The 13,784-nt window shown below is 61.1% G+C and carries 13 protein-coding genes, 1 other RNA gene and 1 riboswitch; all 14 genes read right to left on the bottom strand.

The genetic code is table 11. The annotated features are described in order from the left end of the window. Position 1: 1 nt before the first annotated feature. Complete coding sequence (lfiI, locus tag ACB034_RS12005) at positions 2-1,333, bottom strand: lateral flagellar FliI-like assembly ATPase LfiI (protein ID WP_371172910.1); 1,332 nt, start codon at positions 1,331-1,333, stop codon at positions 2-4. After that, entirely contained in the window at positions 1,326-2,018 is a 693-nt protein-coding gene (gene lfiH, locus ACB034_RS12000; protein ID WP_042025060.1) for a lateral flagellar assembly protein FliH, read from the bottom strand. The genes lfiI and lfiH overlap by 8 nt, the downstream gene beginning before the upstream one ends. A 12-nt stretch (positions 2,019-2,030) precedes the next feature. Then, complete coding sequence (fliGL, locus tag ACB034_RS11995) at positions 2,031-3,059, bottom strand: lateral flagellar motor switch protein FliGL (protein WP_042070863.1); 1,029 nt, start codon at positions 3,057-3,059, stop codon at positions 2,031-2,033. Then, complete coding sequence (fliFL, locus tag ACB034_RS11990; RefSeq protein ID WP_042025058.1) at positions 3,046-4,716, bottom strand: lateral flagellar M-ring protein FliFL; 1,671 nt, start codon at positions 4,714-4,716, stop codon at positions 3,046-3,048. Before fliFL ends, fliGL begins: the two co-directional genes overlap by 14 nt. Before the next feature lie 77 nt (positions 4,717-4,793). Then, positions 4,794-5,120: a lateral flagellar hook-basal body complex protein LfiE gene (gene lfiE / locus ACB034_RS11985; RefSeq protein ID WP_026457266.1), complete on the bottom strand. Its 327-nt coding sequence runs from the start codon at positions 5,118-5,120 to the stop codon at positions 4,794-4,796. A 3-nt stretch (positions 5,121-5,123) separates the two neighbouring features. Beyond that, the gene (locus tag ACB034_RS11980) at positions 5,124-6,491 is read right to left on the bottom strand and encodes a sigma-54-dependent transcriptional regulator (RefSeq protein WP_371172909.1); all 1,368 of its coding nucleotides are present in this window, start codon (positions 6,489-6,491) and stop codon (positions 5,124-5,126) included. 142 nt (positions 6,492-6,633) lie between these two features. Further along, a riboswitch (cyclic di-GMP riboswitch) is annotated at positions 6,634-6,721 on the bottom strand. Positions 6,722-6,907: 186 nt separating this feature from the next. Beyond that, positions 6,908-8,983 (bottom strand): lateral flagellar biosynthesis protein LfhA, encoded by a 2,076-nt coding sequence (gene lfhA / locus ACB034_RS11975; protein ID WP_042070867.1) that lies wholly within the window; start codon positions 8,981-8,983, stop codon positions 6,908-6,910. 3 nt (positions 8,984-8,986) lie between these two features. Beyond that, positions 8,987-10,123: a flagellar biosynthesis protein FlhB gene (gene flhB / locus ACB034_RS11970; RefSeq protein WP_216993552.1), complete on the bottom strand. Its 1,137-nt coding sequence runs from the start codon at positions 10,121-10,123 to the stop codon at positions 8,987-8,989. Further along, positions 10,120-10,902, bottom strand: a complete 783-nt coding sequence (gene lfiR, locus ACB034_RS11965) for a lateral flagellar biosynthetic protein LfiR (protein WP_371172908.1) — start codon at positions 10,900-10,902, stop codon at positions 10,120-10,122. The genes flhB and lfiR overlap by 4 nt, the downstream gene beginning before the upstream one ends. Further along, complete coding sequence (gene fliQ / locus ACB034_RS11960) at positions 10,899-11,168, bottom strand: flagellar biosynthesis protein FliQ (RefSeq protein WP_042025053.1); 270 nt, start codon at positions 11,166-11,168, stop codon at positions 10,899-10,901. Before fliQ ends, lfiR begins: the two co-directional genes overlap by 4 nt. A gap of 1 nt (position 11,169) precedes the next feature. Beyond that, a complete protein-coding gene (fliP, locus tag ACB034_RS11955) occupies positions 11,170-11,904 on the bottom strand; it encodes a flagellar type III secretion system pore protein FliP (protein ID WP_371172907.1) in 735 nt (244 codons plus the stop codon). Then, positions 11,904-12,281 carry a lateral flagellar motor switch protein LfiN gene (gene lfiN / locus ACB034_RS11950; protein WP_026456147.1) on the bottom strand — a complete coding sequence of 126 codons (378 nt, stop codon included), beginning with the start codon at positions 12,279-12,281 and terminating at the stop codon, positions 11,904-11,906. The genes fliP and lfiN overlap by 1 nt, the downstream gene beginning before the upstream one ends. An 8-nt stretch (positions 12,282-12,289) precedes the next feature. Continuing rightward, on the bottom strand, positions 12,290-13,168 hold the full coding sequence (lfiM, locus tag ACB034_RS11945) for a lateral flagellar motor switch protein LfiM (RefSeq protein ID WP_026456148.1): 879 nt from the start codon (positions 13,166-13,168) through the stop codon (positions 12,290-12,292). A gap of 226 nt (positions 13,169-13,394) precedes the next feature. Beyond that, positions 13,395-13,780, bottom strand: an RNA gene (rnpB, locus tag ACB034_RS11940) — RNase P RNA component class A. Between the last annotated feature and the right edge of the window lie 4 nt (positions 13,781-13,784).

Raw genomic sequence — 13,784 nt, 5'->3', positions numbered from 1 at the left:
CTTACCCCTGTCCCAACACCTGCTTGAGGCCCGCCATCACCTGCTGGAAGGGCACTTCCTCATGAAGCCCCTGTTGCAGGAAGGCGGCGATGGCCGGATAGCGCTGCACCGCCTCATCCATCTGCGGATCGGCGCCGGGCTGGTAGCCGCCCAGAGGCAGCAGTTCGCGCACCTGCTGATAGCGCCCCCACAGCTGGCGCAGCGTCACCGCCAGTTGCTGCCACTCGCCCGGCACCACCTGGGGCATCACCCGGCTGACCGAGGCGCCGATATCGATGGCCGGATAGTGCCCCTCCTCCGCCAGACGGCGGGTCAGCACTATATGACCATCCAGGATGGCCCGGGCGGCATCCACCACGGGATCCTGCTGATCGTCCCCTTCCGCCAGCACCGTATAGAAGGCGCTGAGGCTGCCATCCGGGTGGGTGCCGTTGCCGGCCCGCTCCACCAGCTGGGTCAGCATGCCAAAGACTGAGGGGGGATAGCCGCGGGTCGCGGGGGGTTCCCCGACCGCCAGCGCGATCTCGCGCTGGGCCTGGGCGTAACGGGTCAGGGAGTCCATCAGCAGCAGCACGTCCTGCCCCTGCTCCCGGAAGTATTCGGCGATCCGGTGACAGAGCTGGGCAGCCCGCAGTCGCATCAGGGGAGACTGATCGGCCGGCGCGGCGATCACCACGGCTCTGGCCAGCCCTTCGGCCCCCAGGCTGTGCTCGATGAACTCGCGCACCTCCCGGCCCCGCTCCCCAATCAACCCCACCACCACGATCTGCGCCGCCGTGTTGCGGGTCATCATGCCGAGCAGCATGCTCTTGCCCACCCCGGAGCCGGCAAACAGGCCGAGGCGCTGGCCCTTGCCCACCGTCAGCAGGCCATTGATGGCACGGATCCCCACATCGAGGGGCTCGCGCACCGGCACCCGCAACAGCGGGTTCGGAGGCATGGCAAACAGGGGAACCGGCTCCCCCGCTTCGGGCAGGGGACGACCGTCGAGTGGCTGGAGCAGGCCGTCGAGCACCCGCCCCAGCAGATGGGAACCGATGCGTACCGTCTCCTCCCCCTCGACCGGTTCGACCCGGGCTCCGGAATAGAGACCGCTAATCGGCTGAAGAGGCATCAGGAAAGAGACGTCGCGGTTGAAGCCGACTACTTCGGCCAGCAGGGGGGGCCCGCCGGCTGTGCTGACCCGGCAACGCTGCCCCATCACCAGCTGGCAACCCACCACTTCAAGGGTCAGCCCGGTGACTCGCACCAGGCGGCCATAGCGACGAAAGGAGGGCAGCTCATCGAGGTTGTCGAGCGCCGAGGTCAGCGCCCGCTGCAGAGCGTCATGCATCCTGGGTGACGCTCAGCGAGCTGTTGACCTGCTCGATGCAGGCCGTCAGACGGGTGCTGGTGCTGACTTCCACTACGGCAGCCCGGGTCTCGATGCGAGCGTCGCCTACCGCCAGGGCCGGATCCACCTGCAGGGGCCACCCTTCGCAGCGGGTCACGCCCTGCTCCAGCAGACGTTCGCGATCCCCTTCGTTGAGGTAGATCACCAGCTCTTCGGGATCGGCTGGCAGGGTCGCCAGCGCCTGTTCCACCTGATGCAACACCTGCTGCGGGTTGAGGGTGAACTCGGCCATGATGACCCGCCTCGCCACCTGCTCCACCAGCTGGGCGATCAACGCCTTCTGCTGCTGCATCTTCTCCTGGGTCAGGGCGCTCCACTGCTCCTGCAGTTTGGCAAAGGGGGCCATCGCCTTCTCGAACTCGGCACGCCCCTCTGCCAGCCCCTGGGCAAAGCCCCGGGTCTGTCCCTGTTGCAGTCCCCGACTCTCCCCCTCCTGCAGGCCGCTGGTCAGGCCCTGCTGATAGCCGGTCTGATAACCTTCATCATGACCCTGCTCCAGCCCCTGCTGATAGCCGTATTCGAACTGTTCCTGCTGGTTCTGGGCCTCTTCGCCACTCTGGCCCAGGGCAGGAAAGCGGTACAGACGGGTCGCCCCAGGCTGCAACTTGCGCACATGGTGACTCATGGTTGCCTCCTGTTAGCTGACCGTGGGCTCTTCGAACAACATGAACTCGATCTCGCCCTGCTCGACCAGTTCGCGCACCAGTTGCATGACTTCGGTGCGGGCCTGTTCGACCTTGCGCAGGGAGACGCTGCCCTGATTCTGGATCTGGTCGTCGAGCGCCTGTGCCATCCGCTTGGGCATGGCACCCAGCACCACCTTGCGGAAGCTGGCCTCGGTATTCTTGAGCGCCAGGGCCAGCAGCTCGCTTGGCAGCTCCTGTACCAGACGCTGCAGGGTTTCGTCGCTCTGGCGACGCAACGCCATGAAGTCGAACATGTTCTTCTCGATCTCGATGGCCATCTCGCCATCGTGTTCGCGCAGCAGGGAGAGCATTTGCTCCTTGTTCCCCTGATAACGGTTGAGAATATCGGCGACCTGGCGAACCCCGTTGACCTTGGCACCGGCCTGATCGGCCACATAGGCCAGACAGCGCTCCAGAGTCAGACGCAGCTCGCCCAGCACATGCTCGCTCACCGTGCTGAGGCCGGCGACCCTGACCAGCAGGTCGTCGTGAACCGAGCCCGGCAGGGCATCGAGTACGGCCGAGGCAGTCTGGGGTGGCAGGAAGGCCAGCAGTACCGCCTGCATCTGGGGGTGCTCGTTGCGAAAGAAGCGGGCCAGCACGTCGGCCGGCACCCACTGCAGACGCTGGATATCCTGGCTCATCACGTCGCCATACAGGCTGTCGAGCAGGCTGCGGGAGAGAGACTGGCCTAGGGCCAGATCCAGGGTCTGTTCCAGATACTCCCGCGATGCACTGCCGATGCCGCTCTGCTCGCGGTACTGGTTGAAAAACTGCTGCAGGGTCCAGCGCGCTTCCATCGAGCTGACACCGGGCAGCCCCGCCATCTTGGAGATGAGGCGCTGCACCTCGTCCCGGGAGAGCTTCTGCATCACCTTGGCGGCCGCCTCCGTGCCCATACTCAGCAGCAGGATGGCGGCCTTCTCGAGGTCGTCGATGTCAACATCGACCGCATTCTGGTTCAGGTTAACGTTGTTCATTGCCACTCACCCATGTTCTGATCACTTCCGCCACTCTGGCGGTGTCCTTCTCAACCAGCAGCTGGAGGTGCTTGAGCTGGACCTCCAGCTCCGAGCCAGGCTCGGGCAGCGAATCCATGTCGACGGCGGCGAAGTGCGGCTGGCCGGCACCTTCCGAACGGATCAGGCTGTTGGACATGGCCGTCGCCGCCTCATCCTCTTCATCGCCGCTGCGGCGCATGGCGAGACCGACGGTCGGTTCCTGCTCCTCTTCCTGCTCCACCGTCTCATCGACCGGCTGCTGGGTACGCACCAGGTGCTTGACCAGAGGACGGATGCCGAAGAAGACCAGTGTCAGGCCCAGCAGACCGCCGACCAGATAGCGCAGGGAGTCCTGCCAATAGGGGGTTTCCCACCAGCTGGATTCGGGGATGGTGACCGCCGGGGCGCCGGTGAAGCTGAACACCTGCAGGCTGATCTGGTCACCGCGCGTCTGATCGAAACCGACGGCGCGTTCCACCATCTGGCGGATCTGCTCGAGCTGATCGGCATTCCAGCCCTCCTTGGGGGCAATCTGCTGGTTAAGCAGCACGGAGACGTTGATCTTCTCCAGCCGGCCCTGCTGATAGCGGGTATGTACTATGGTGCGGCTGTTCTCGTACTGCTTGGTGACTTCCTGACGCTCGGTACGCGCATCCCCCTTGGAGGGCGCCTCCTTCTCCTTGCCATCCTCGGCCGCATTGGCGGTCGTCTCCGGCGGACGATTGGAGAGGGCCCCCGGAATGCCGAGTGCCAGGGAGTCGATGGTCTTGTCGGACTTGCTGGACTCACGGGTCAGCACGCCGGACGGATCGAGCTGCTGCTGGGTCTCTTCCACCGCATTGAAATTCACATCCGCGGCGATCTGCACCCGGAAGTTGCCGTTGCCCAGCATGGGGATCAGCATGTCGTTGGCCCGCTGACGGATGTATTGCTCCAGCTTGCGGGTGTACTCCATCTGCTGCACGCTCTGCTTGCCGAACGTGGCCTTGTCGCCCACCTCGGCACTGAGCAGCTGGCCGGCCTGGTCGACCACGGTCACGGCGCCGGGCTTCATGCCGGAGATGCTGCCCGCCACCAGGTTGGCGATGGCCTCGACCTGACCGGGCTCGAGGGACTGGCCCGGCTGCAGATCCAGCATCACGGAGGCGCTGGGCTTCTCTTCATCCCGACCGACGAACAGGGTCCGCTTGGGGATCGCCAGATGTACCCGGGCACTGCGGATCGCATCGAGAGAGATGATGGTTCTGGCCAGCTCCCCTTCCAGGGCATGGCGATAGCGTGCCCCTTCCATGAATTCACTGGTGCCGAGACCCGTCACCGCATTGAGCCCTTCCAGCCCGGCGGGCATGGCGGCACGCACCCCGCGCGCGGCCAGCGCCATGCGCACAGGAGCCAGCTGGTGTTCAGGCACCAGGATCTGCCCTGAGCTCTTCTCCAGCCGGAACGGTATCTGCTCCTTTTCCAGCATCTCCATGATGTTGGCGGTGTCGTACAGTTCCTGCTTGCCGTAGAGCGGGACGTAATTCTTGCTGGAGGTCCAGAGGATCACCACTATGGTGCCGGCGACGATGGCAGCCAGCAGCGCGATGGTCAAAATGGATTTGTTGTCGCGGGATAGATTGCGCCAATGCCGCAATCCTTCTTGCAACCTGTCTTTCAGCGAGCCGTCCTGTTCCCCCGGCCTGGATGTCACGAGTTCAGTCATCTGTTACCTCAGAGCGGCATGCGCATGATGTCGTCAAACCCGGTCATCAACTTGTTGCGCACCTGCATCAGGGCGGAAAAGCTGAGGCCGGCCTTTTGACTCGCCACCATGGCACCCACCAGATCATCGCTCTGGCCGGTATCGACGGCAGCCATCAAGCGGGACGAGACATTCTGCTGCTCGTTGACACGACCGATGACATCCTGCATGGCATTGCTGAAGGAGACTTCCGGCGTGCCGTTTGACTCGATGGAAGGCGCCTGGCTGGCGACACGCTGCATCTCCTGCATCTGCTGCAGTAGTGTTACTTGTGATGACATCATTTCAATCTTCACTCTTTATCCCTCTGCTTGAATCTGCCGTTCGATATCAATGCCTTGCTCACGCATTGCCGCCAGCTTGTATCGCAATGCCCTGGTCGTCATCCCGAGCGCATCCGCGGTACGGGTACGATGGCCACGAAAGCGACGCAAGGTTTCCAGTACGAATTGAAATTCCGCATTGCGGCGGGTCTCGCTCAACCCGTCGCATGACCCCACCAGGTCAACAGGCGCACTCTCGTCATCCTGCTGATCGATGGGCAACATCAAATCGATCGCCTGTATATGCAAACCCCGAGCCATGATCAACGAACGCTGAATGACATTGTCGAGCTCGCGCACATTGCCAGGCCATTGATAAGTAACCAGTTGCCGGGCGGCGGCCTCGCTCAGACGGTAGCCCTGACCGGGGGCATGTTGCTCGATGAAAAAGCAGGCCAGCGGCAGGATATCTTCCGGCCGCTCACGCAGGGCGGGCCAGCTGATGGGCAGCACATCCAGCCGATAGAAGAGGTCTTCGCGGAACTGTCCTTCCGCCACCAGGGTGCGCAGTTCCTTGTTGCTGGCGGCGATGATCCGCACGTCGAGGGAAATGGTCTGGTGGCTGCCGAGACGCTCCACCTCTTTCTCCTGCAGGACGCGCAGCAGCTTGGTTTGCAGGGGCAGGGAGAGTTCGGAGATCTCGTCCAGCAGCAGGGTCCCCCCCTGGGCCAGCTCGAACTTGCCGGGCTGGGCACTGGTGGCGCCGGTGAAGGCCCCCTTGTTGTGACCAAACAGGATGGATTCCAGCATGGCTTCGGGGATTGCCGCACAGTTGATGGCGACGAAGGGCTTGCCCGCCCGGCAGGACATGTCGTGGATATAGCGGGCGAGGCACTCCTTGCCTGTGCCCGACTCGCCGCCGATCAGGATGGTGGCACAGGTCTTGGCCGCTCGCCGTGCCAGCTGGAGTACCTGCAGGCTCTTGTTCGAGACGGCGACCAGGTTCGGGATCTTCTGGCGCAGGCGCAGGCCACACTGGATGGTTTCCAGCAATTGTTGGGCACTGAAGGGTTTGACAATGTAGTCGATCGCGCCGGCACACATGGCTTCGGCGGCCAGATTGGCCTGGTTTTCGTTGACCAGAATAATAGAATCAACACCGGCAAACGATTTCAATATTCCGGGGCCAGCTTCCGTCATGGCATCCATGTCAAATAAGATGAGACCCGTGCGATTTTTATTAACAAAATCGCCAACCTTATTTACTGAATTAACCCTGACTACCGGATATCCATGCCCTGACAATATGTCTGCAGTGTGACAAGTTGCAGCAAATTCCGGCTGCACTAACAAAATAGGCAGGTTCGAGACATGATGTTCCCGTATTTCATCAAATACGGGCATATTATTATCATTCATTAATGTCAGACACCCTTGCTGATGGATTTAGCAATAAACCAAGCATGAGTCGTCAAAACGCGCACCCACAGTCCAAAAAAGGACCGTGTTATTAAAGTAAAACCATGATAACCAAGATGATTGGCTGTCTGGCAACCCCGCTGTCATAAGCATTACTGCTGTTAGACCGGTAGCTTTGCGTCCTGACTTTTCAGTTCAGTTTGCCCTTGTCCTGTGACAACCCTTTCAGGGATGAGGCGCCTGGAAGAGGCGAATCCATTCAGTGTCGGACACTAATGATATATTAGTGTTCAACACGACGAAAATTGTCAAAAGCTGTCACATAATAACTTCTTTAAATTGCATAGCAAGTAAGCATGCGGAAAAAAAACTTCCCACAGGAATCCCTTCCTGAACATAAATTATCCAAGAGTGCCTATTACTTCGACTCTTAAATCTTCGGGAACCTCATTATATGAGAGTACTTTGAGGCCTTTGGCGAAAGAACGGGCATATCTGGCCATTAATGGCCTCAATTGCGGCATGACTACCAATACGGGGGCATGACCCAGCTGCTGCAACTGCTCCTTCACCAACGGCATGTTTTGCTGCAACTGGCCAAGCAGCTGGGGATCGACCGGGAAGCTGTCCAGCTGGATCTTGCCCTGCTGCTGGGCCTGGTTCATGGCGGCCAGCAGGGTCTGCTCCAGCCGATCGTCGAGGGTGAAGGTTGCCAGCACGTCCCGCGCGCCGATCGACTGGCGGACGATCTGCCGTTTCAGGGCGCAGCGCACATCGGAGGCGAGCAGAACCGGATCCTTGGTCAGCTCGCTGGCGTCGAGCAGGGTGGTCGCTATGGTCCGGATATCGCACAGGCTGACCTGATCCTTGAGCAACTGGCGGAAAACCCGCAGCTGCTGCATCTGGGTCAGCGCCTGATTCAGCTCCTCGGCGAGACGGGGAGACTGGTTGGCCAGGAACTGGCCCAGCTTGCCCACCTCGTCATGACCAAACAGGGTATCGAGTTGCTCGCGCAGCAGCTTGCTGGCGTGGGTCGCGATCACGGTGGCCGAGTCCACCACCGAATAACCCAGGTTGAGGGCCTTGGCCTTCTGTTCCGGCGAGATCCAGACCGCACTCATGCCATAGGCAGGATCCTGGGTCAGCTCACCATCCAGAGAGCCATAGGTCTCACCGCTGCTGATGGCCATCAGCCGCTGGCAATCCACATTGCCCCCGGCCAGCGACACGCCGGAGAGCTTGATGCGGTATTGATCCGGCTGGAGCTGCAGGTTGTCCCGCACCCGGATCTCCGGCAGCAGGAAGCCATACTGTTCGGAGAGGGTCTTGCGAATGCCCCTCACCCGGGCCAGCAGCTCGGCCCCCTTGTCCTGCTCGGCCAGCGGCACCAGGCGATAGCCCAGCTCGATGGCCACCGCATCCACGGTCGGCAGATCGCTCCAGTCCAGTACCTGCTGTTCAGGCTGGGTCAGCTGGCGGCTCAGTTCCTGGACGGCGTCCAGATCCGGTTGCTGCACACGGCGCTTGCTGACGCTCCAGCCTGTCCAGGCCAGCACGGCGGCAAAGCTGAGGAAGGCCAGCATCGGCATGCCCGGCACCAGGCCCAGGATCAGCATGATGGCGGCGGCGGTATAGATGACCCGGGGGGACGCCAGCACCTGCTGTCCCACCTGCTCCGACATCTCACCCTCATCGCTCACCCGGGTCACTATGATGGCGGCAGCCGTCGACATCAGCAGGGACGGGATCTGCGCCACCAGACCATCACCAATGGTCAGCAGGGCGAAGCGCTGGAACGCCTCTCCCACCGGCAGCGCATGCTGGAAGATACCGATGGCCAGACCGCCCACCAGGTTGATGATGAGTACCAGCAGGCCGGCGATGGCATCGCCGCGCACAAACTTGGAAGCACCGTCCATCGCACCGTAGAAGTCCGCCTCGCGGGCGATCTCCTCGCGGCGGATCCTGGCCTGATGCTGATCCAGAATGCCGGCATTGAGATCCGCATCGATGGCCATCTGCTTGCCGGGCATGGCATCCAGGGTGAAACGGGCCGACACCTCCGAGATCCGCTCGCCCCCCTTGGTGATCACCACGAAGTTGATGATCATCAGGATCACGAACACCACCAGACCGACCACATAGTTGCCGCCGATCACCACTTCACCGAAGGCCTGGATGACCTTACCGGCGGCATCTCCCCCCTCGTGGCCATGGAGCAGCACGACACGGGTAGAGGCCACGTTGAGGGACAGCCGCATCAGGGTCGCCACCAGCAGCACGGTCGGGAAGACCGAGAAGTCCAGCGGACGGCGGGCCGATACCGAGACCAGCAGCACCAGCACAGCCAACACTATGTTGAACGTGAACAGGGCGTCCAGCAGCCAGCCCGGCAGAGGCAGGATCATCATGGCCAGGATGGCCAACAACATCAGCGGGATGGCTGTGTAGGATTGGGTCAAGATACGCCAGTTCAAAACTTACCTCTCAGGTTGACGTAATTCGGGCGGCACATGCAGGGGAGCAAGAGGCCTTGGCTTCTTGCCCTTGCCTGCCTGATAGGCCCGCAGCTGCAATACATGGTTCAATACATAGGCCACGGCGGTGAACAGGCCGGCCGGAACCTCCTGATCCACCCGGGTGGAGTAATAGATGGCCCGGGTCAGGTCCGGCAGGCTCATCACCGTCTTGTCGTGTTGTTTGGCCACTTCCCGGATCCGCGCCGCCATGCTGTCGACCCCCTTGGCAATCACGAAGGGGGCATTGGCCCTGGCGGGATCATATTTGATGGCGACCGCATAGTGGGTCGGGTTGACGATCACCACGTCGGCCTCGGGCACCCGCTGCTCGATGCGCGCGCGCGCCAGCATCCCCTGCACCTGACGGATCTTGGCCTTGATCTCGGGCCGCCCCTCGCTGTTGCGGTGTTCGTCCTTCACCTCCTGCTTGGTCATCCGCAACTGCTTGTTGAGGGACCAGCTCTGGTAGGGGACATCCAGCACCGCGATCAGCAGTTGCACACTGCCGAGCAGGATAAAGGCCTGGGAGAGGATCCGCAGTGCCTGCTCCATCGCCAGCTGGGGCGGCATCCGGTTCATCATCAACAAATGGGGCCACTGGTGTTCCAACATCATGGCCAGGGTGCCGCCGATGAGCAGCATCTTGAGCAAGGATTTGACCAGCTCCATCAGGCTGTGATGGGAGAACATCCTGCCCAATCCTTTGATCGGATTTAGCTTTTCGCCACTTGGCAGCAGTTTTTTCCAGGTCAGCACCAGGCCGCCAGGCACTATGCTGAGCAGGATCAGCATCAGGGCAAGAAACCCGAACAGCGGCAGCAACACCCAGAGCATGTTCAGCAAAGCCTGTGCCAGCCACTCGGTCATCATCGCCGGGCTACGCTCCCCCTGCCAGTCGAAGCGAATGGGCTGGCGCATCAGCTGCGCGAAAAACTGGCCAAAGGCAGGCACCATCCACTGCATGACCAGACCGCCAAGCAGCAGCAAGCCTGCCGAGCTCAGCTCCTTGGAGCGGGCGATCTGCCCCTCTTCCCGTGCTTTCTGCCGTTTCTGGCCGGAGGCCTCTTCGGTTTTGTCCTGGGCACTGCTCTGGCTCATGAGGGAGTCAACGCCTTCAGTTGTTCCAGTACATAGGTCACCAGCTCAAGGTAACGGGCGGGGACGCCGCCAATGGAGAGCGCCATGGTCAGCAGCCCCAGCAACAGGGTCATGGGAAAACCGAGCGAAAATATATTGAGAGAAGGGGCGGTACGGTTCATCACCCCGAAGGTGAGGTTGACCATCAACATGGCGACCACGGCGGGTAGCGTGAGAATGAGCGCCGCCCCGATCGACCAGCCAAACAGGCCGACGACCCCCTTGATGTCGAGCAAATCCAGGGAAGAGCCGGGCGGCCAGCTGCGCAACCCCTGTACCAGGATATCCAGTGTCACCAGATGACCATTGAGCCCGAGAAACAGCAGGGTACAGAAGATCAGCATCAGCTGGCTGACGATGGGCGCCGTATCCCCGTTGCTGGGGTCATTCATCACCGCCATCGCCAACCCCATTTGCATGGAGAGGATCTGCCCCGCCATGGTCAGGATCATGAACAGCATCTGGACACAGAGTCCGAACAGCAGGCCAAACATCAGTTGCTCGATGGTCAGCACGATTGCCCCTGCACTGAAGGGATCGATCACCGGCAGGTCGTGCATCATGGGGGCCACCAGCAGGCTGAGAATAAAGGCGAGCAGCAGACGCACCTGGGGCGGGACGCGGCCATCTCCGAAGAAGGGCATCACCCAGAAGGCGGTCGCGATGCGGATGAAGGGCCACCACCACTGCCCCAACCAAGCCGTCAGCTCGGCCGCACTGAGGGACAGCAGCGAGTTCATCCTATCAGCCCGGGGATCTTGAGGAAGAGTTCATGAAACAAAGTGGTAATCTGCGACAACAGCCAGTTGCCGGTAAACATCAGGGTCATCAGGGTCACGATGAAGCGGGGCAGGAAGCTGAGGGTCTGCTCCTGGATCTGGGTAGCGGCCTGAAAGATGCTGACCACCAGGCCGACGATAAGGCCGGGCACGATCAGCACAGACACCATGGTCACCACCAGATTGACGGCCCCGCCTACCAGGGCAACGCTCTGCTCCGCCGTCATCTCAACCCCCTCCCCCGAAACTGGCAGCCAGGGTGCCCACCGTCATGGACCAGCCATCCACCAGAACGAATACCATCAGCTTGAACGGCAACGAGATGATGAGAGGAGAGAGCATCATCATCCCCATCGCCATCAACACGCTGGCCACCACCAGATCGATCACCAGAAACGGAATAAACAGCATGAACCCGATCTGGAACGCCGTATTGAGTTCGCTGAGCACGAAGGCGGGCAGCAGTATGCTGAAGGGCACCTCGGATTTCGCCATCTTGGTCGGCTCACCGGCGATCCGCATCATCTGCTCCAGGTCCGGCTCGCGGGTCTGGGCCAGCATGAAGCGACGCAGTGGCTTCTCGGCGCGGGCGACCCCCTCAGACAGGGTGATCTCGTTCTGATCGAAGGGAACGAAGGCATCCTGGTAAATCTCGGTCCAGACCGGCCGCATGATGAGCAGGGTCAGGATCAGGCTGATGCCGATCAGCACCCGGTTCGGTGGACTCTGCTGCAGACCCAGCGCCTGACGCAAAATGGCCAGCACTATGATGATCCGGGTAAAGCTGGTCATCATCAGCAACAGCGTCGGCAACAACCCGAGCAGGGTCATGAAGAAGAGGATCTGCAACTTGATGTTGTAGTCCTCCCCCCCGCTGGCGCTCGGCAAGACCGAGAACAGCGTCATGTCGGCACCCCATCCGGGCAGTGCAAACAGCAGCAGGGTCAACGGCAAATAGCGCATCAGTCGTCGACGCCACCCAGCAGGTTGGTGTCGATTACGTCGACCAGACGCAGGCCATACTTGCCGTTGACCACCACGACTTCGCCCTTGGCCAGCAGGCGGCCATTGACCCGCACATCCAGCGGTTCGCCCGCCAGCTTGTCCAGCTCAATCACGGCCCCTTCCTCGACTTTCATCAGATCCCCCAGCGGCACTTCGGTGCTGGCCACTTCCAGGGTGACCTTGACCGGGATCTGCCGGAAGAAGGAGAGATCCCGCTGCTTGCTGTTGCTGGTCGGCGCCATGTAATCCGCCGCGCTCGGCATGCTGATATCGTCGCCAAACAGCTGATCCAGTCCATCCAGGTCCAACGGGTCATTCATTGTTTGCTCGCTCATGATTCGGTTTACTCCTCTACCACCGATGCAACCTGGTAGACCAGGCTGCCTTTATGTTCTGCAATCCGCCCGCTGAAACAGGGACGAGCACCAATCAGGGCCGGAACGACCTCGGGCAATTCCAGTGACAAGACATCTCCCACCTGGAGACACTCCAGATCGGCCAAAGTCATAGAGAGCTGCCCCATTACCACCCGCAGTTGCACGGGAACATGAGGCAGGACGCGGGACAGCTGCCCCTCCGGCAAGCTGGAAGTCGCCGGCTGCACCGACTCTTCGGCGGGCAACAGCCACATCTGCCATTCGTGCGCCATGTTGCCGGCCTGCATGGAGGCTCTGGTCACCAGCAACGGATGGGAAGGCAGCGCGTCCGGCTGTACTACGTTCAACTGCCACTTCAGATCTCCCAACCCCAGGCAAGCGGACCAGATATCGGTCTGGTATTGGCACAGGCGCAGCAGCAGGCGTTGTTCGGTATCTGTCACCCCTCGCGTGGCTGAGAGGGGAGTCTCTTCTTTTTGCGGTTGCAGGGTACCGCCAAAAAACAGCACCGCCAGGCGGTAGAGCACCTGATGGGAAATGGAGAAATAGACGATGCGTTTCGAATCCAGCGGCGTCTTCGCCTCGACCCAGATCAATGGCGCTGCGCCGCGGGCTGGCGCCTCGGCCGCAAACTCGCTGTACGCCAGCTCGCAGTCGGCACTGTTGAACAGCTGGGCCATGCAGCTCGCCGCCTGGAGCGAGAAAGTGCTCAAGGGGGCATTGACCTGTTTCAGCCGGGCCTGATTGACCCGCTCTATGCCCAGCAAATCATAACGAGGAAGGGCTCTCCCCTGCTCCGCACTGAGCAGGCGGGAAGGTGTGTGCGCTACGCCGCTTGATGTCATTGAAAATCCACCTTAACCATTTCATCTCGCTTCACAGATCCCGGCTCGTTCATCAAACCAGCCCACGATAGATACTTGTTCGTTCACGCGGATCATTACGACTAAAAAAAGTTGGAACTTTAATCGAAAGTTCAAAAATTCCGCTATGACAGGAGACAAATTTTTAAGCAATAAAAAATCCCGATGCCGCAGGCATCGGGATTGTCGTGACGCATCACGGGAATTGGGTCGGAGTCGGCCTGTAAGCCGGGTTCTGTACCGGGTTGCCCCGGTGGCAATCATTCCTCTAGGCCAGCAATCGCTCGCTGGCTCAAGCAACCTACCCGCCCCCAACGCGGGCCGCGCCAATGGGGGCCTATTTGGTCTTGCTTCGGGTGGAGTTTACCGTGCCACGAACTGTTGCCAGTCGCGCGGTGCGCTCTTACCGCACCCTTTCACCCTTACCTGATCCCTTGCGGGCCATCGGCGGTCTGCTCTCTGTTGCACTGGTCGTAGGCTCGCGCCCCCCAGGCGTTACCTGGCACCCTGCCCTGTGAAGCCCGGACTTTCCTCCCCTCCGCCCGTCTGTCCCGAGGGACACAACGACGAAGCAGCGACTGCCCGGCCAACTCCGAGG

It is taken from the genome of Aeromonas sp. S18(2024) (assembly GCF_041402525.1).
Taxonomy (GTDB): domain Bacteria; phylum Pseudomonadota; class Gammaproteobacteria; order Enterobacterales; family Aeromonadaceae; genus Aeromonas; species Aeromonas enteropelogenes.
Note: the sequence above shows the minus strand (reverse complement) of the source record. Positions and strands in the feature narration are given on the sequence as shown.

Coding starts and splice junctions, on each gene's coding strand:
- lfiI (WP_371172910.1), bottom strand. CDS start 1,333: ATGCATGACGCTCTGCAGCGGGCGCTGACCTCGGCGCTCGACAACCTC.
- lfiH (WP_042025060.1), bottom strand. CDS start 2,018: ATGAGTCACCATGTGCGCAAGTTGCAGCCTGGGGCGACCCGTCTGTAC.
- fliGL (WP_042070863.1), bottom strand. CDS start 3,059: ATGAACAACGTTAACCTGAACCAGAATGCGGTCGATGTTGACATCGAC.
- ACB034_RS11980 (WP_371172909.1), bottom strand. CDS start 6,491: ATGCCCGTATTTGATGAAATACGGGAACATCATGTCTCGAACCTGCCT.
- flhB (WP_216993552.1), bottom strand. CDS start 10,123: ATGAGCCAGAGCAGTGCCCAGGACAAAACCGAAGAGGCCTCCGGCCAG.
- lfiR (WP_371172908.1), bottom strand. CDS start 10,902: ATGAACTCGCTGCTGTCCCTCAGTGCGGCCGAGCTGACGGCTTGGTTG.
- fliQ (WP_042025053.1), bottom strand. CDS start 11,168: ATGACGGCGGAGCAGAGCGTTGCCCTGGTAGGCGGGGCCGTCAATCTG.
- fliP (WP_371172907.1), bottom strand. CDS start 11,904: ATGCGCTATTTGCCGTTGACCCTGCTGCTGTTTGCACTGCCCGGATGG.
- lfiN (WP_026456147.1), bottom strand. CDS start 12,281: ATGAGCGAGCAAACAATGAATGACCCGTTGGACCTGGATGGACTGGAT.
- lfiM (WP_026456148.1), bottom strand. CDS start 13,168: ATGACATCAAGCGGCGTAGCGCACACACCTTCCCGCCTGCTCAGTGCG.